This is a genomic window from Gordonia sp. VNK21, assembly GCF_046098115.1.
In the GTDB taxonomy this organism is placed as follows: Bacteria; Actinomycetota; Actinomycetes; order Mycobacteriales; family Mycobacteriaceae; genus Gordonia.
Map to the genome: position 1 here is coordinate 67190 of NZ_JBJURU010000008.1, position 17403 is coordinate 84592.

The 17403-nt window shown below is 70.4% G+C and carries 15 protein-coding genes; 5 read left to right on the forward strand and 10 right to left on the reverse strand.

Annotated features, from left to right (window positions below; genetic code table 11):
* Positions 1 to 191: 191 nt before the first annotated feature.
* Positions 192 to 1382, forward strand: coding sequence for a hypothetical protein (locus tag ACJMNC_RS10280; RefSeq protein ID WP_408947854.1), 1191 nt, complete (start codon positions 192 to 194; stop codon positions 1380 to 1382).
* A 29-nt stretch (positions 1383 to 1411) separates the two neighbouring features.
* On the opposite strand, the gene ACJMNC_RS10285 is transcribed toward ACJMNC_RS10280, so the two are convergent.
* The 8 genes from ACJMNC_RS10285 to ACJMNC_RS10320 form a co-directional block, all read right to left on the reverse strand.
* Positions 1412 to 2587, reverse strand: coding sequence for a hypothetical protein (locus ACJMNC_RS10285; protein ID WP_408947855.1), 1176 nt, complete (start codon positions 2585 to 2587; stop codon positions 1412 to 1414).
* A gap of 111 nt (positions 2588 to 2698) precedes the next feature.
* A complete protein-coding gene (locus ACJMNC_RS10290) occupies positions 2699 to 4867 on the reverse strand; it encodes a malate synthase G (protein WP_408947856.1) in 2169 nt (722 codons plus the stop codon).
* Between the two features lie 94 nt (positions 4868 to 4961).
* Entirely contained in the window at positions 4962 to 5876 is a 915-nt protein-coding gene (locus ACJMNC_RS10295) for a 3-methyladenine DNA glycosylase (RefSeq protein ID WP_408947857.1), read from the reverse strand.
* 4 nt (positions 5877 to 5880) lie between these two features.
* Positions 5881 to 6960 carry a hemolysin family protein gene (locus ACJMNC_RS10300; RefSeq protein WP_408947858.1) on the reverse strand — a complete coding sequence of 360 codons (1080 nt, stop codon included), beginning with the start codon at positions 6958 to 6960 and terminating at the stop codon, positions 5881 to 5883.
* 3 nt (positions 6961 to 6963) lie between these two features.
* Positions 6964 to 8328 carry a hemolysin family protein gene (locus tag ACJMNC_RS10305; RefSeq protein ID WP_408947859.1) on the reverse strand — a complete coding sequence of 455 codons (1365 nt, stop codon included), beginning with the start codon at positions 8326 to 8328 and terminating at the stop codon, positions 6964 to 6966.
* 9 nt (positions 8329 to 8337) lie between these two features.
* Complete coding sequence (locus ACJMNC_RS10310; RefSeq protein ID WP_408947860.1) at positions 8338 to 9789, reverse strand: GuaB1 family IMP dehydrogenase-related protein; 1452 nt, start codon at positions 9787 to 9789, stop codon at positions 8338 to 8340.
* Positions 9789 to 10724, reverse strand: a complete 936-nt coding sequence (locus ACJMNC_RS10315) for a M56 family metallopeptidase (RefSeq protein ID WP_408947861.1) — start codon at positions 10722 to 10724, stop codon at positions 9789 to 9791. The genes ACJMNC_RS10310 and ACJMNC_RS10315 overlap by 1 nt, the downstream gene beginning before the upstream one ends.
* Positions 10725 to 10832: 108 nt before the next feature.
* Positions 10833 to 11225, reverse strand: a complete 393-nt coding sequence (locus ACJMNC_RS10320) for a BlaI/MecI/CopY family transcriptional regulator (RefSeq protein ID WP_408947862.1) — start codon at positions 11223 to 11225, stop codon at positions 10833 to 10835.
* A 281-nt stretch (positions 11226 to 11506) separates the two neighbouring features.
* On the opposite strand from ACJMNC_RS10320, the gene ACJMNC_RS10325 reads away from it, so the two are divergent.
* Together ACJMNC_RS10325 and ACJMNC_RS10330 are read left to right on the forward strand one after the other, a co-directional pair.
* On the forward strand, positions 11507 to 11935 hold the full coding sequence (locus tag ACJMNC_RS10325) for a PaaI family thioesterase (protein WP_408947863.1): 429 nt from the start codon (positions 11507 to 11509) through the stop codon (positions 11933 to 11935).
* Between the two features lie 203 nt (positions 11936 to 12138).
* Positions 12139 to 13941, forward strand: coding sequence for a BCCT family transporter (locus tag ACJMNC_RS10330; protein ID WP_408947864.1), 1803 nt, complete (start codon positions 12139 to 12141; stop codon positions 13939 to 13941).
* A 76-nt stretch (positions 13942 to 14017) separates the two neighbouring features.
* Here ACJMNC_RS10330 and ACJMNC_RS10335 read toward each other — a convergent pair whose 3' ends face one another.
* Positions 14018 to 15490 carry an NAD(P)/FAD-dependent oxidoreductase gene (locus ACJMNC_RS10335; RefSeq protein ID WP_408947865.1) on the reverse strand — a complete coding sequence of 491 codons (1473 nt, stop codon included), beginning with the start codon at positions 15488 to 15490 and terminating at the stop codon, positions 14018 to 14020.
* A gap of 94 nt (positions 15491 to 15584) precedes the next feature.
* Positions 15585 to 16205, reverse strand: a complete 621-nt coding sequence (locus ACJMNC_RS10340; RefSeq protein WP_408947866.1) for a GNAT family N-acetyltransferase; N-acetyltransferase — start codon at positions 16203 to 16205, stop codon at positions 15585 to 15587.
* Positions 16206 to 16266: 61 nt separating this feature from the next.
* On the opposite strand from ACJMNC_RS10340, the gene ACJMNC_RS10345 reads away from it, so the two are divergent.
* Together ACJMNC_RS10345 and ACJMNC_RS10350 are read left to right on the forward strand one after the other, a co-directional pair.
* Positions 16267 to 16719, forward strand: a complete 453-nt coding sequence (locus ACJMNC_RS10345) for an acyl-CoA thioesterase (protein ID WP_408947867.1) — start codon at positions 16267 to 16269, stop codon at positions 16717 to 16719.
* Positions 16716 to 17372, forward strand: coding sequence for an MOSC domain-containing protein (locus ACJMNC_RS10350; protein ID WP_408947868.1), 657 nt, complete (start codon positions 16716 to 16718; stop codon positions 17370 to 17372). The genes ACJMNC_RS10345 and ACJMNC_RS10350 overlap by 4 nt, the downstream gene beginning before the upstream one ends.
* Positions 17373 to 17403: the final 31 nt, after the last annotated feature.

Below are 17403 nucleotides of genomic sequence, written 5' to 3' on the forward strand. Positions count from 1 at the left end.
GAATCCGCAGGTACCGGGCGTGCGCCGCGGCCGGGCGCCGTCTACGATCAGCGTCGATGAACATGGCACTGAGGCGCTCCGAATCTGCCGACGCTGCACCAGGCGATCTCGGCGCAGACCGAGATCCTGACCTCGGTGGGCCGGTGACGCGGCGGGCCGGCCGGTGCCGCGGCACGCGTGCCGCCGCGACGATGACAGCCGCCTGCCTGGCACTGACCGCCTGCACCGTCGACGGCGTCGCCCAGCGCGGGCCGCTGGATCTGGACACCGGCCGCTACCGTCTGGAGCCGACCCCGGCGGCGGACCTGAGCGAGCCCGACGGCGCCGGGCAGCAGGCCGTGAACGCCGCCGAGACGGTGCTGCTGCGCGGCGAGGTGGATCCGGTCCTGACCGCGCCTGCGCAGAGCCTGCCGATCTCCGGCACCAACAATCTCGATGCGCTGACCTTCTTCACCCCGCCACTGGTGGTCGACAACCGGCAGCCGACCACCCCGAAGGCCTCGGCGCAGCCGAGCTCGCGGCAGCTGCGGTACGGGTCGATGATGGCAGGCCGGGCGCCGTCGGACTCGGCCGGCGAGAACTCGGTGCAGGTGGCGGTGGTGCGCTACCGCGACGCGGGGGCGGCCCGCACCGCCGCCGGTGAACTCGCCGCGGTGGCCCGGACCAACGCGAAGGTCAACTATCCGCGGGTCTCGGACGCCGTGCCGGGGATGACCGGCGGACGATCCTTCACCGCCGGCGGCCGGCCCTCGGGCTGGGTGTCGTCGCAGGCGGTGATCCCGCACGGCAGCGACGTGGTGGTGGTGTACGCGGGTGCGAAGGGGGCGGGCGGCCGGTCGTGGTCGGCGCGCACCGTGGTCGCGGCCGGTGCCGCCCAGATCGACCGGCTCGACCGATCCGGCGACGCAGCCGAGCAGCCGCGGTCGGAGGCCGGTACCACGCTGCTGGGTCTGTCCGTGCCGATCGTCGACACCCAGGATCGCTACGGAAACGAGGACTATGTGGCCGGTCCGCGGGCGATCGCCCGGAACTACGGTGACAGTGCGGCGCTGCTCGAGGCGATGGAGACCGCCGGCATCACCGAGGTGGCGGTGCGCGCCGACGACCTGTTCGCGACCCGGGACGCGGCCGCGGCGAAGGCCTTCGGCGCGTTCATGACGAGCCTGCTGCGGAACACCGGAACGTCCACGGTGCAGCAGGATTCGCCCCGCGACCTGCCGTCGGCGACCTGCTGGGACAGCGGGGAAGAGGACGCGGGCAATCGGTACTACTGCTTCCTCGTTCACGGACGGTACTTCGCCCAGGCGTCCGGCGCCGCACTGATCGAGGCTCAGCAGGTGATCTCGGCGCAGTACGCGATCCTGCGTGCCGCCGGCAGCTGACCGGGGCCGACTCTCAGGGAGCTGGGCTTTCAGGGAGTCGCGGCCGGCAGCACCACGGCGTTGATCGTGGTGGCCGCGGCCGGCTGCGGAACCGGCAGTGGATCGCGCACCTCGTCGAATCGCACCGTGGCGGTCGGCTCGGGCAGCGGACCGGCGCCGCGGAAGCCGGAGGCGGTGAGCAGCTTGAGCTGTTCGGGTTTCCGGGCGAAGGTGAAGAACTCGCTGGTCGCATCGGCGAGGTAGGCGCGCGACTGTGCGCTGGAGAGGCTGATCACCGGATAGTCGGCGAGCGGGGTGGCGCCCTCCGGCCTCACCGCGGCCACCCGGGCCCGCCGGTCGTCGCGGGTGAGCAGATACAGCCGCTGCTCGGTGATCGGCACCGCGCGCACCGGCGTATCGCCCGGATCATCGGTGTCGATGATCGAGCGCACGGCCGCCTCGGCGGAACCGTCGCCGATCCGCGGCGGTGCCGACATCAGCTCATCGAGTGCCGCGGTCACCGCGCCGGAGGAGGCCTGCCGTTCGGTGAGCGGCTGGTCGGTGTCTGCGGTGGCGGCGGCCACCGCCTGGCCGGCGAGCGCGGTGGCGTCCGACTGTGCGCCCTGCGGCATCGCGATGCGCATCGAACCCCAGCTGCTGCGTCCGTAGACGGCGAGCGCGTTGGCGCGGGTCAGTGACGGCAGCTCCGACCAGGCGACGCCGTCGCCGCCGGCCGAGGCAATCTGCGGCTCCATGGCCAGCAGGACCGGGCTGGTGACCAGCGACTGCGGATCTCCGGAGAGGACCTCGGGCCGGGCCGTCTGCAGGGCGGCGGTCCAGATCGACGATTCGGGCACCCAGGCACCGGGGAATGCGCCGTAGGCCTGCTCATCCCAGTCGTCGGCGGTGAGGCCTTCGAGGACGGTGACGGCATCGGCCGGCCGCACCTGCACGCTGATGCAGCGGTCGCGGACCACCGGATGCAGCGCGTTGTAATCGTCGGCGATCTGCGCCAGTGCGGGCGCGACACCCGGGTCGGCGATCACCGGGACCACGGCCTCGCCGTCGAGGCAGGTGCCCGCGGAGGCCGACGAGTCGTCGTCGATCCGATCGCCGAGTCCGCGCCAGGCGGCGACGGAGGCCACGAGGAGCATCACAGCGAGAATCCCGGCCAGCAACGGCCGCGACACCAGCTCCCGTGAACCGTTCCTCCGGTGACTGCTCACGCCCTCGTCCTTCCGTTCACCCGCGGTCCCGCGGATCGAGCCGACACGGTCCGAACAGACCGAACCCGGACCGGAATCCCGGCCCGGGCTCGGCGTCCATACCTGTTTCTATCAGGCGTTGGCGGACTTGTACTCGCGGCGCGCGCGATGCAGGATCGGCTCGGTGTAGCCGCTCGGCTGCGTGGTGCCCTCCAGGATCAGCGCCTTGGCGGCGTTGAAGGCGATGTTGCCGTCGAAGTCGTCGGCCATCGGGCGGTACTCCGGGTCACCGGCGTTCTGCCGGTCGACCACCGGGGCCATCCGCTGCAGGGCGGCCACCACATCGTCGGCGCTGACGATGCCGTGCCGGATCCAGTTGGCCAGCAGCTGGCTGGAGATGCGCAGGGTGGCCCGGTCCTCCATCAGCGCCACATCGTGGATGTCGGGAACCTTGGAGCAGCCGACGCCCTGGTCGATCCAGCGGACCACGTAGCCCAGGATCGACTGACAGTTGTTGTCGAGCTCCTCGCGCTTCTCCTCGTCGGTCCAGTCGGTGCTGGGGGCCAGCGGGATGGTCAGGATGTCGTCGACCGATGCCGGGGCGCGCTTGGCCAGCTCGTCCTGGACGGTGAAGACGTCCACCAGGTGGTAGTGCATGGCGTGCAGGGTCGCCGCGGTCGGGGACGGCACCCACGCGGTGGTGGCGCCGGCCTTCGGCTGACCGATCTTCTGCTCGACCATGTCGGCCATCAGGTCGGTCATGGCCCACATGCCCTTGCCGATCTGCGCCTTGTGGGCGAGGCCGGCGGCCAGGCCGACGTCGACGTTGGAGTCCTCGTAGGCCTTGATCCAGGTCTGCGACTTCATCTCGCCCTTGCGGATCATCGGGCCGGCCTCCATGGAGGTGTGGATCTCGTCGCCGGTGCGGTCGAGGAAGCCGGTGTTGATGAAGACCACGCGCTCGGCGGCGGCCTTGATCGCGGCCTTGAGGTTCACCGTGGTGCGGCGCTCCTCATCCATGATGCCCACCTTGAGGGTGTTGCGCGGCAGGCCGAGGACGTCCTCGACGCGGCCGAACAGCTCGGCGGTGAAGGCCACCTCGTCGGGGCCGTGCATCTTGGGCTTGACGATGTAGATCGAACCGGTCCGCGAGTTCTGCAGGCCCTCGGCGCTGAGGCCGTGAACACCGGCGGCCGAGGTGACCAGCGCGTCGAGGATGCCCTCGGGCACCTCGTTGCCGTCGGCATCGAGGATCGCCGGGTTGGTCATCAGGTGGCCGACGTTGCGGACGAACAGCAGCGAGCGGCCGTGCAGCTCCACGGTGCCGCCGCCGGGCGCGGTGTAGGTCTTGTTCGGGTTGAGCGTGCGGGTGAAGGTCTTGCCGCCCTTGCTGACCTCTTCGGCCAGGTCGCCGCGGTTCAGGCCCAGCCAGTTGCGGTAGCCCAGCACCTTGTCGTCGGCGTCGACCGCCGCGACCGAGTCCTCGAAGTCCATGATCGTGGTGATCGCGGACTCCATCTCGACGTCCTTGACGCCGGCCTTGTCGGTGGCGCCGATCGGCGACGACGGGTCGATCTGGATGGCGATGTGCAGTCCGTTGTGGCGCAGCAGGATCGCCGACGGCGCCGCCGCGTCGCCGTCGAAGCCGACGAAGGCCGACGGATCGGCGAAGGTGGTGGTGCCGGCATCGCCGAGCGTGACGGTCACCGAGTCGCCGTCGACGACGTACGAGGTGACGTCGGCGTGGCTGCCGCGCTCGAGCGGCACGGCCTGATCGAGGAAGTTCTTGGCGTAGGCGATCACCTTGTCGCCGCGGACCGTGTTGTACGAGGAGCCCTTCTCCGCACCGTCGGTCTCCGGGATCACGTCGGTGCCGTAGAGGGCGTCGTAGAGCGAGCCCCAGCGCGCGTTGGAGGCGTTCAGGGCGAAGCGGGCGTTGAGGATCGGGACCACCAGCTGGGGGCCGGCGGTCTCGGAGATCTCGGTGTCCACACCGGCGGTGCCGATCTGGAAGTCCTCGGGCGGGGTGACCAGGTAGCCGATCTCCTGCAGGAAGGCCTTGTACTCGGCGAAGTCGAAGCCCTCGCCGTGGTCGCGGTGCCACTGGTCGATCTTGGCCTGCAGGTCGTCGCGGACGGCCAGCAGCTGACGGTTCTTCGGGGCCAGATCGTTGATCACGGCGGCGGCCCCGGACCAGAACTGGTCGGCGTCTACACCGGTGCCGGGCAGGACCTCGTCGTTGACGAAGTCGTGGAGAACCTTGGCGACCTGCAATCCGTTGACGTTGACGCGATCAGTCATGGCAACCCTTCTATTCTGGGGAATGTGCACTCCGGACAACTGCGGCGGCCGGAGTTTAATTTCACGAACGCTCCGCGCGTACGACGATGCCATGTTACTCGGCGGTATCAAACCGGTTTCCGCCGGTGCGGGCGGTGGTGAGCAGGGTCTCACATGCGGTGAGCAGTTCCCGGCGCAGGGCCGTGCCCCGGTCGGCGATCGCGGTCTGCCCGGCGATGTACTCGGCACGGCCGGCCGGGGTCTCGATCGGCACGGGCGTGTAGCCGAGAGCGGTCAGATCGTAGGGACTGGCCCGCATGTCGAGCACGCGTGCGGCCAGGGCCAGTTCGAAGGCATCGGCGAGCAGCTCGCCGGGCAGCAACGGGGTCAGGCGCAGACAGTAGCGGTACAGATCCATGGTGGCGTGCAGGCAGCCGGGCTGCTCGTTGTCGAGCTGACGCGCGCGGCTGAGGGCGATGGTGTTGCGCGGCCGGGCCGGTTCGGTGAAGAACCGGAAGGCGTCGTAGTGGGTGCAGTGCAGCGGCCGGCTCTCCACCACGGCGTCGGTGCCCGCACGGCCCAGCCGCAGCGGCAGTGCGTGCCGGGGCGTGTCGGTGCGGTAGACCATGGCCCACTCGTGCAGCCCGAAGCAGCCGAACCGGGGCGGCCGCGCCGCGGTGGCGGCGAGCAGTGCGGCGATCGAGTCGAGGAGCTCGCGCCGGTGCCGCAGACAGGCCTCGTCGACGGCGACTGCGCCGTCGGGGCGGGTGCGGTACCCGGCCAGGCCGGCGTAGTCGGCGGCATCGGCCAGGGCGGTGGGGTAGCCGGGATGCCAGCGCAGCAGCTGTCCGGGCCGGGTGTTGTAGTAGGTGAACAGGAAGTCGATCACCGGGTGTTTCTCGCCGCGGCGGCGGGCCTGCAGGTAGGGGCCGATCAGCGCTTGGATGCGGTCCTCGTGATCGGCGGCCCGGCGGCGCCACTGCGCGCGCGGCAGCGGCGGGGCGTCTCGATCGCGGAGCGTCGGGGACACGGCGTCAGCCGATGCGGTGCGTGGAGTCGCGGAGGCTGCCGACGAAGGCCTCGGCCAAGTCGGCCAGGGCCAGCACACCGATGATGGTGCCGCCCGCGTCGATCACCGCACCGAGATGGGCGCTGGCGCGGCGCAGGACCGCCGCGGCCTCGTCGAGCGGGGTTCCGGCCGGCAGCTGCGGCAGCGGCCGGATGGTGTCCCGGCCGAGGATGGACTCGCCGCCGATCTCCTCGTCGAGGATGTCGTCGAGCACGTCCTTGAGGTGCAGATAGCCGATGTAGGTGCCGTCCGTGCCCAGCACCGGGAAGCGGGAGAACCCGGTTTCGCGGACGGCGGATTCCACGGCGTCCAGCCGCGGCCCGATGCGGCCGGTGTCCGGATCGAGCTGCACCCGCACCGCACGGACCTCGCGCAGCGGGATCATCACCTCGTCGACGGTGCGCTCGACGGTCTCGAGCGCCCGGGTGAGCCGTTCGTGCTCGTCGGCGTCGAGCAGGCCGAGTTCGCGGGACTCGCCGATCATCTGCGCCAGCTCGGCGGCGTTGACGGTGGAGGCCAGTTCGTCCTGGGCCTGGACGCCCACCAGCCGCAGACCGGCGTTGGCCAGTGCGTTGTAGAACCAGATCACCGGGCGCATCAGTCGGATGAAGGCCAGGTGGATGGGCACCACCAGCATGGCGGCCCGCTCCGGACCGGCCAGGGCGATGTTCTTGGGCACCATCTCGCCGACCAGGATGTGCAGGATCACCACCAGTGCCAGGGCGACGGCGAAGCCGATCGGGTGCAGCAGCGAATGCGGGACATGCGCCCAGTCCAGCGGCTTCTCGATCAGGTGCGCGATGGCCGGCTCGCCGACGCGGCCGAGCAGGATCGAGCAGATGGTGATACCCAGCTGGCAGCCGGCCAGCATCAGCGACAGGTGCTCGGAGGCGCGGATCACCGTGCGCGCCCGCTTCTTGCCGGCCTCCTCGAGTGCGGTCAGCCGGTCGCGGCGGGCCGAGATCAGTGCGAACTCGGCCGCGACGAAGAAGGCGTTGGCCGCCAGCAGGACGACGGTCAGCAGCACACCCCAGAGATCGCCCATGGTCTACGCCTCCTCGCCGGTCACGGCCGGCTGGATCGGGGTCAGCCACACCTGATCGACCCGGCGGTTGTCCATCGCCACGACGGTGGCCCGCCAGCGAGTGGGCTCGACGTCGGCGGAGTGTTCGGCGCGGACCGGCAGCTCCACCACGTCGCCGACCCGGGGGATGGCGCCGAGCAGGTACATGACCTGCCCGCCGAGCGTCTCGTAGGCTCCGTCCGGCGCCTGGTAGTCCACGGCATCGGCCACCTCGTCGAGGCGCAGCAGCCCCGAACAGCGGAAACCGTTGCCCACCCGGGTCACTTCGGACTCTTCGGTGTCGTGTTCGTCGGTCACGTCGCCGAGGATCTCTTCGATCAGGTCCTCGGAGGTGACGATGCCGGCGCTGCCGCCGTATTCGTCGACCACCACGCACAGTTCCAGGCCGTCGGCCTTGATCCGCTCCATCAGCGAGTCGCCGTCCAGACTGTCCGGCACGCGGGTGACCGGGCGGGCGAGCGAGCGCAGCGAGACCGTCGCCTGGGCCTGCGGGCTGACGGTGAACGCCTGCTTGATGTGCACCACGCCGACGAGGTTGTCCAGGTCGCCCTCCTCGGCGACCGGGAAGCGGGAATGGCCGGTGCGGGAGGCGGCCGCGATCAGGTCACGGACGGTGTCGCCGGGCTCGAGCGACTCGACCCGCATGCGCGGTGTCATCAGATCGTCCGCCGACAGGTCGCCGAACCGCAGTGAGCGCTCCACCAGGGTGGCGGTGTCGGCGTCGAGGGAGCCGAGGGAGGCCGAATTGCGCACCAGCGCACCGAGTTCGGCGGCCGAGCGGGCGGACTGCAACTCCTCGGTCGGCTCGATCCCCAGCCGGCGGACCATGGCATTGGCCGAGCCGTTGAGGCCGACGATCACCGGTTTGAAGATCGTCGAGAAGGCCATCATCGGACCGGCGGTGGCGCGCGCCACGCCCAGCGGCTTGACGATCGCCAGGTTCTTGGGCATCAGCTCGCCGAGCACCATCGACAGCGAGGTGGCGATCACCAGGGCCAGGATCAGGGTGATCGCCGACGAGGCGCCGTCGGACAGGCCGGTGTTGCGCAACAGCGGGTCGAGGAGTTCGGCGAGGACGGGTTCGGCCAGATAACCGGTGATCAGCGTGGTGATCGTGATACCCAGCTGGGCGCCGGAGAGCTGGAAGGAGAGTGATTTGTGGGCCCGCTGCACCAGCCGGGAACGGCGGTCGCCGCGCTGGGCGACGTCCTCGTTGACGGTGGAGCGTTCGAGCGCGGTGAGTGAGAACTCGGCCGCGACGAACAGTGCGGTGCCCAAGGTCAGAGCCAGGAAGCCCAGGAGCTTACCGACGATGATGACGACGTCCACGCGGGCGGCTCACCATCCCCCGGGCAGCGGACGGCCCTCGGCGAAACCGGCCGCGGACTGCACACCGAGGACCACCTTCTGGTGGAGTTCGGCGAGGCTGCGGGCGCCGGTGTAGGTGGCGGTGCTGCGCACCCCGGAACAGATGTGGTCGATGAGATCCTCCACGCTGGGACGCTCCGGATCGAGCCGGATGCGTGAGGAGGAGATGCCCTCCTCGAAGAGGGCCTTGCGGGCCCGATCGTAGGCGGCGTCTCCGGACGAGCGTGCCGCGACGGCGCGCTTCGAGGCCATCCCGAAGCTCACCTTGTACTCGCCGTCGGCATCGCTGTGCAGGTCGCCGGGCGACTCGTAGGTGCCGGCGAACCAGGAGCCGATCATCACGTTCGCGGCGCCTGCGGCGATGGCCAGCGCCACGTCGCGCGGATGCCGGACCCCGCCGTCGGCCCAGACCGCCGCGCCGGCGGACCGGGCCGTCTCGGCGCATTCGGCGACCGCCGAGAACTGCGGACGGCCCACACCGGTCATCATCCGGGTGGTGCACATCGCGCCGGGGCCCACGCCCACCTTGACGATCTGGGCGCCGGCGGAGATCAGGTCACGGGCACCGGTCGCGGAGACCACGTTGCCTGCGGCCAGCGGCACGCCCAGTCCGGCGGCGGCCACCGCCTCGAGGGCGGTGAGCATCCGGGCCTGATGGCCGTGCGCGGTGTCGATCACCAGCAGGTCGGCGCCGGCGGCCACGAGCTCGCGGGCCCGGCCCACCACGTCGCCGTTGATGCCGACGGCGGCGGCCACCCGGAGCCGGCCGTCGCCGTCCACATTGGGACGGTAGATGCCCGCGCGCAGCGCGCCCACCCGGGTGAGCACCCCGGCCAGGGTGCCGTCCCCGGCGGTCAGGACCGCCAGTTCGCTGTTGGCCTCGGTGAGGGTGTCGAAGATCTCGCGCGGCGGTGTCTGCACCGGCAGCAGGACGGGGATGGGCGTCATCGCCGACCGCAGGTCGGTGAACATGTCGATCTCGTGGCCGGCCGGTGCGCGCGGGATCAGGCCGATCGGCACCCCCGCCTCGCTGCCGGTGTCGCCGACCACCACGGCGCACCCGTGGGCCCGTTTCGGGATGAGCACCTGGGCGTGCGCCATCAGATCACCGGGGCCGAGGACCACGGGGGTGTCGGCCACCAGGTGACGGCTCTTGACGAAGGCGATGGTGTCGGCGGCTGCGGCCAGCGGCACGTCCTGGGGAAGGACCACCAGGCCGCCGCGGCGGGCGACGGTCTCGGCCATCCGCTTGCCGGCGACGGCGGTCATGTTGGCCACCACCAGGGGCACTGTGGTGCCCGAGCCGTCGTCGGTGGCGATGTCGACGTCGAAACGCGAGGCCACGTCGGAGTGCCCGGGGACGATGAACAGATCGTCGTAGGTCAGGTCATGGTCGGGCCGGTGGCCCTCGAGGAAGCGCATCAGTGGGTGAGCAGTCGTTGGAGTTCGGTGAGCCAGGGGATGGCGACGGCGAGCGTCGGCACCACCAGGATGGCGGCGGCCAGCAGATACGCGGTCAGCGAGATCCGTCGGGTGGAGTCGCGGTAGCCGAGCCGCTGGACGCGGGTGAGAGTCGAAGGGCCGCCGACGGCCATCGCTCCGTGCGGCGCGGTGGCGTCGGCGCAGGCGACCAGCGCCCTGCCCACCGCGGACGGCCGGGTGACCCGTACCGCCTGGTCGTCGGCGAGCGCCTCGACCAGGAGCCGGACTGCGCCGAGCGCCGACTCCGAGCGGACGAAGCGGGGGAACGCCGCGTGCAGGGCGATGAAGGCTTCGAGCACCAGATCGTGACGGGCGCGCAGGTGGGCGCGCTCGTGTTCGATGACCGCGGTGAGCTGTTCGGCGTCGAGCCGGGCCAGCACGCCTTCGGAGAGGACCACCCGCGAGCGCAGGCCGGGCAGGCAGTAGGCCAGGGGAGCGGCCACGTCGAGGACCCGGATGTCGCGGTGGCTGCCGCCGTGCATGTCGGCGCGGTCGACCAGGTCGATCATGCAGCGATGGGCGCGCCGGCGGGTGCGGGTGCGCACGCCGAGCCGGACGACGGTGACGAACAGGCGGGCCCCGATGAGCAGGGTCAGGGCGAGGACCACCACGTAGCCGGTCCAGGTGACCACGCCGAGCCGATTGATCTCGGCCAGCGGGGTGGTGGTGGGAGCGCCGTCGGGGCCGGGAGCGAGCAGGTTCGCGGCGATGGCCAGGCCCGTGCTGAAGGCGGAGAGGACGGCGGCCAGGGCGATCGACTGCCAGAGGACCATCGCGGCGCGCGGCGCGTACAGCGGCCAGGCGGCCCGGGCCAGGGTCTGCGGGATGGGTCCGACCAGCGCCACGGTCAAGATGCCGAACAGCAGCGCGGTCATCGACGGTCCTCGCGGGTCAGTGCGGTCAGGGGCTGGGACGGGTGCGGTGGTCTGCGGTGTGCGGACCGGCACGTCGGCCGGTTCCCACAATACGGCTTCGGGCGCCGATCAGCCCAATGACTGCTCGGATGCTTCCAGTTCGTCGAGGGCCTCGCGCAGCGCGGCGGCCTCGTCGGCGCCGACGCGGCCGACGAAGGAGACCAGGGCGGCGTGCCGGGAACTGGGTGCATCGGCGGCGCGCAGGGCGTCGACCATGAGGCTGGCGACGAGATCTTCGCGCGGACGGGTGGCCGCATAGCGGTGCGCCCGATCGTCGCGGATCTGGGTGACGAGGTCCTTCTTGGTCAGCCGCTGCAGCACGGTCATCACCGTGGTGTAGGCCAGTGACCGGGTCTCGGACAGCTGAGCGTGCACCTCGCGAACCGTCTGCGGCCGGCTGGAGGCCCAGAGGGTGTCCATGACCGCCCGCTCGAGATCGCCAAGTCCGTTCATCTTCTTCATTCTACGCCCGCTCCCTGTCGGCTCTGCGCTGCCATCGTCTGTCTAACGGTCGATCGGCCGCTGGTGTTCCCGGTGTCCGGAAACTCGCTCCACCACCGGATTTGACACCGAGGTAAGGCTACCCTACATTAATTGACGAGGATCGCGTGAGTGTCCTGAGGGCTGCAGAGACCCCCGATCCACGCCGGCGGCCCCGGAGGTTCGACATCGAACCGCCGGGGCCGCCGCGCATCTGCCGGGGCCTGTGCCGACGTGTCCGCCCGACGTGGCAGTCTCGAAGCATGGACACCAACAGCAACGACCACTCGACCGACGTTTACCAGGCCACGGGGCTCGACGGCCTGCTCGGCGCCGAGATCCTCGAAGCCGGGCAGGACGGGGTGCGGGCCACCCTGACCGTGCGGCCCGAGCACCATCAGCCGTTCGGCATCGTGCACGGCGGCGTGTACTGCGCGCTCGGCGAGTCGGCCGCCTCGATCAGCGCCTACGTGTGGCTGCAGGAGACCGGCCTGGGCGGCACCGCCGTCGGCGTGAACAACAACACCGACTTCCTGCGCTCGATCAGCGAAGGTGTCGTCACCATCGTGTCCACCCCGATCCATCGCGGCCGTCGCCAGCAGCTGTGGCAGGTGGAGATGACCGATGACACGGGTGGGTTGCTGGCGCAGTCGCGGGTGCGGCTGCAGAACATCGAGCTGCCCGCGCAGTAGTCCCGGCCGCGGCCGCCGCGCTGCGGCGGACGTGGCCGATATCACTGCCCTTCCCGTGCATCGGCGAATCGGGCTGTTACGGTCGATGCGCCGGTACGGCCGCTCCGTCGGTCGATGCATCTCGTCACCGATGAGTTCCGTTGCGCCGGCCGGACCGAGATCAGGTCCCCGGAACCGGGGTCGTTGAGGAGGCGCTACACGCTATGTCGACACCGTCAGAGCAGGACTCGGGCGAGGTGAGAACGGCGGAGGCGCCACCGGCGGAAGGATCGGGGGCGGGGCGCGACTGGTGGGTGTTCGCGATCACCGCGACGTTCGCCATCGCCTTCGTCGTCTGGGGTCTGGTGGACACCGACGGCCTCGCCTCGGTGGCACTCGACGCCAAGAACGATGCGATCAAATACGTGGGCTGGCTGTTCGTCATCGCCACCACCTTCTTCGTCTTCTTCGTCATCTGGCTGGCGCTGAGCCAGTACGGGCGGATCAAACTCGGCAAGGACGACGAGAGGCCGGAGTTCCGGACCAGCTCGTGGATCGCGATGATGTTCAGCGCCGGCATGGGCATCGGCCTGATGTTCTTCGGTGTCGCCGAGCCGTTGACCTACTTCGTCAATCCGCCGCCGAACACCGCCGACCCGGAGACCGCGCAGGCGCTGCAGACGGCGATGGCCACCACCATGTTCCACTGGGGCCTGCAGCCGTGGGCCATCTACGCGGTGGTCGGCCTGGCGATCGGCTACGGCATGTACCGCAAGGGGCGGTCCCAGCTCCTCTCGGCGGCCTTCGGCTCCCTCTTCGGCGACCGCGCCAACGGCATCGGCGGCAAGATCATCGACATCCTGGCGATCTTCGCCACCCTGTTCGGCTCCGCGGCCTCGCTGGGCCTGGGCGCGCTGCAGATCGGTGACGGCCTCAAGTTCGCGGGCTGGGTCGGCTCGGTGGGCACCCCGGTACTCGTCGCCATCATCGTCGTCCTGACCCTGGCGTTCATCCTGTCCGCCGTCTCGGGCATCGCCCGCGGCATCCAGTGGCTGTCGAACATCAACATGGTGCTGGCCCTGGTGCTGGCCGTCTTCGTCTTCGTGGTCGGCCCCACCCTGTTCATCCTGAACCTGATCCCCAGCGCCCTCGGCGACTACATCCAGGACTACGTGGCGATGAGCTCGCGCACCAATGCCGACGGCGGCGCGGAGCTCGCGGCCTGGCTGTCGTCGTGGACCATCTTCTACTGGGCCTGGTGGATCTCCTGGACCCCGTTCGTCGGCATGTTCATCGCCCGGATCAGCCGCGGCCGCACCATCCGGCAGTTCGTCACCGGCGTGCTGCTGGTGCCGACCGTGGTGAGCCTGCTGTGGTTCGCGATCTTCGGCGGCGCGGCCATCCGTCAGCAACAACAGGTCGGTGATCTGGCCGAACGCGGGGATGACGGGACGCTGTCGGTCAACAGCACCGGCGCACTCTTCGACCTGCTGCACACCATGCCGTGGGCGGGGGTCACCACGGTGCTGGTGATGCTGCTGGTGGCGATCTTCTTCGTCTCCGGTGCCGACGCCGCGTCGATCGTGATGGGCTCGCTGTCCGAGCGCGGCACGCACGAACCGAGCCGGCCCACGGTGATCTTCTGGGGTGCGGCCACCGGTGCGGTGGCGGCGATCATGCTGATCATCGGCGGCGGCGGGGGAGAAGCACTCGACGGCCTGCAGAATCTGACCATCGTGGTCGCGGTGCCGTTCGTGGTGGTCATGCTCGGCCTGTGCCTGGCGCTCTACAAGGACCTGCGCAAGGACCCGATGGTGGTGCTCAACGAGTACAGCAACGAGGTGGTCGAACGCGCGGTGGCCACCGGACACGAGTCCTACGGCCGGCACTTCGACCTGGTCACCGAGTACGCCCACCCCCCCGAGGCCACGGCCGACGAGGGGGCGGACGATACCGGAGGCGAGGACCTCGACCGTGCCGACGGAGAGCAGGCGACGCAGGAGGGATCACCGCCGGCCGGCAACTGACGGGCACGACGACGCGGGCCGGGTACACCTCACGGTGTACCCGGCCCGCAGTCTCAGATCAGCTCGTGAGTGCAGATCAGCTGGTGGGTTCGTCGGCCGGCGGAACCGACTTGGACTCGGCGATCTCCTTGACCGCCTTCGCCAGGGCCGCCGGGTCGGTGCCGCGCTCCTCCTGGGCCAGCCGCAGGCGCTCGAGATAACTCAGCTCCTGCAGCGCCGAGCGCGCGTACACCTGCTGTTCGGTGATCGCCAGCTGGGAGCGGCCGCGGGTGGTGAAGGCGAAGAACCAGTTGATGAGGGTGTTGAGGCGGTTGCGGAAGCCCACCAGGTACACCAGGTGCAGTGCCAGCCAGCCGAGCCAGGCGAAGTAGCCCTCGGTCTCGAACTTGCGCTTGGTGCCCGGAATCGGCACCTGCATCACCGCGCTGAACCGCGACACGGTGGCCATCGAGCCCTTGTCGAAGTAGCTGAACGGCTTGCGCTGTTCGGGCGTCTGGCCCTTGAGGGAGGCCTTGATCGCATCGGCGGCGTAGCGGCCGCCCTGGATGGCGCCCTGCGCCACGCCCGGCACACCGTCGACGGCCATCATGTCGCCGACGACGAAGATGTCCGGGTGACCCGGCACCGCCAGATCCGGTCCCACCTTGACCCGGCCGGCCCGGTCGAGCTCCACGCCGGTCTTCTCGGCGAGCACTTTGCCCAGCGAGCTGGCCTGCACACCGGCCGACCACACCTTGCACTGGCTCTCGATGCGGCGCTCGGTGCCGTCCTTGTCCCGGACCACCAGACCGTCGTAGTCCAGATCGACGACCATGGCGCCGAGCTGGATCTCCACGCCCAGCTTCTCGAGCCGGCGGGAGGCCTTGTGGCCGAGCTTCTCGCCGAACGGGGCGAGCACCGCCGGCGCGGCGTCGAGCAGGATCACCCGGGCCTTGGTCGGATCGATGTTGCGGAAGGCGCCCTTGAGCGTCTTGTCGCTCATCTCGGCGATCTGCCCGGCCATCTCCACCCCGGTCGGGCCGGCACCGACGACCACGAAGGTCATCAGCTTCTCCTGCTCGGCCGGATCGTCGGAGAGTTCGGCCTGCTCGAAGGCGCCCAGGATGCGCCCGCGCAGCTCGAGGGCGTGGTCGATGGTCTTCATCCCGGGTGCGTACTCGGCGAAATGATCGTTGCCGAAGTACGACTGATCGGCGCCGGCGGCGATGATCAGATCGTCGTACGGGGTCAGGGTGATGCGCTCGAGCAGCTGCGAGTGAACGATCTTGTTCTCGATGTCGATGTCGAAGACCTCACCCATGAGCACCCGGGTGTTGCGCTGCTTCTGCAGCACCACGCGGGTGGCCGGTGCGATCTCGCCCTCGGCGACGATGCCGGTGGCCACCTGATACAGCATCGGCTGGAACAGATGGTGGGTGGTCTTGGCGATGAGCGTGACGTCCACGTCGGCCTTCTTCAGGCGCTGGGCGGCGAACAGGCCGCCGAATCCCGAGCCGATGATGACCACTCGGCGGCGGCGATTCGGATCCGTGGCGGGGCGAGAGGTCATCGAACAGAACTCCTCTGGACGGGGCTGGACGGTGTGGTCGGGGCCGTCATGCGAACGGCTACACGACAACGGTAGTACTCCGGAGCTCGGCCGGTCATGCGGGAAGCGATTCCGGCGCGCCCGAACTGCCGCGGCCACGGGTGAGCAGCCAATGCTCGCGCAGCAACTCGTACTCCACATCGGGGGCGGCGGCCTCGGGCAGGGCCGGCCCGCCCGGCCGGTGCTGCGCTGGAAAGTGCCGGTCGTCGGCCCCGACGCCGGAGGCCAGGCGCATCCCCAGCTTCTCCATCACCCGGCGCGAGGCGGCGTTGGCCGGATGGGTGCTGGCGAAGATCCGGTCGGTGTCGGAGTCGGTGAACATCACCGCGATCAGCGCCGCCGAGGCCTGCACGGCCAGTCCGCGTCCCCACTGCTCGCGCCGCAGGCGATAGCTCAGCTCCAGCTCGCGGGCACGACTGTGCCGGGGGCGACGCAGCTGCACCCAGCCGAGGAAGCCGTCACCGGAGCGCGGGCGCAGCACCCACATGCCGGCGCCGTGCTCGCGCAGCGCCGCCTGCATCCGCGGAATCACCCAGTCGGCGATCTGATCGGCGGCCGTCGCCGGACCGCCGGAGACGAAGCGCATCACCGCCGGATCGGCGTCGAGCGCCACCAGATCCGGCAGATCATCGTGGGACACGGGTTGCAGCCGGAGGCCGGCGGTCTCGATGATCACGGGTGCCGAGTGTAGCCATCCGGTGACCGTCGCCGGAAGCGCTGCCGATACGGTGGTGGGCGTGTCGAACCAACCCACTGTGATCGAGCTCCAACTGCGCTGGGGCGACATGGATCCGCTCGAACACACCAACAACGTCATGATCGCGAGGCTGATCGAAGAGGCGCGCGTGCGCGCCCTCGACATCTGGTTCGGCTCCGGACGGCGGGCCGGTATCGGACTGCTGGTGGCGCGGCAGGAGATCGAGTTCGTCGCCTCGCTGCTGTACAGCGTGGAGCCGGCCCGCTGCGAGGTCTGGTGCTCGCGGATCGGCGGCAAGTCCGCAGGGTTCGGCTGCCGCCTGCTGGCGGCGGACGGGACCGTCGCGGCGCTCGCCGAGACCACCCTGGCGGTGGTCGACCGGGACACCGGCCGGCCCACCCCGATCGACGACGAACTCCGGGAACTGCTCGCCGCGCACTCCGGTGACCCGGTGCCCTTCCGGGCCCGGCGGCAGGCGTCCTCGCCGGCATGACCGCCGTCGTCCGGTCCACCAATCTGGCCGTCCCCAAACCGGATCCGGGCAGCCGGGGACGGCGACCGACCGGCATCGACAAGCGGCCGGTGGCGGCGCTGGAGGTGTTCACGCCCGGACCGTCGTACGGTGACGGTCCCGGAGTGGCCGGCGATCTGGTCGGCGACGACAAACATCACGGCGGTGCGCAGAAGGCCGTCTACGCCTTCGCCCGGGAAGAGCTCGACTACTGGGAGCAGCGGCTGGGCCGGAGCTTCACCGACGGCTCCTTCGGCGAGAACCTCACCACCGAAGGAGTGGTCCTGGAGGATCTGCTGGTGAACCAGCCGGTGACGATCGGCGACGCGGTCCTGGAGGTCTCGGTGGTGCGCTCGCCGTGTGCCACCTTCGCCGGGCACATCGGTGAGCCCGGCTGGGTCAAGACCTTCACCGGCCACGGCCGCTGCGGGACCTACCTGCGGGTCGTCCGGCCCGGCACCGTCAGCGCCGGCGACACCCTCGAATTCGGGCCGGCGCCGGCACATCCGGTGACCATCGCCACGGCCTTCGCCGCCGCCATGGGCGACGACGATGCCGCGGCGGCCGTGGTGTCGGCGCGCTGCCTGCCGGCCATGTACCACGACCGGCTGGTCCGCCGGCTGGCCCGGGCCTGACGAGCGGCGGCCCTCCGGCGCGGTGAACGCC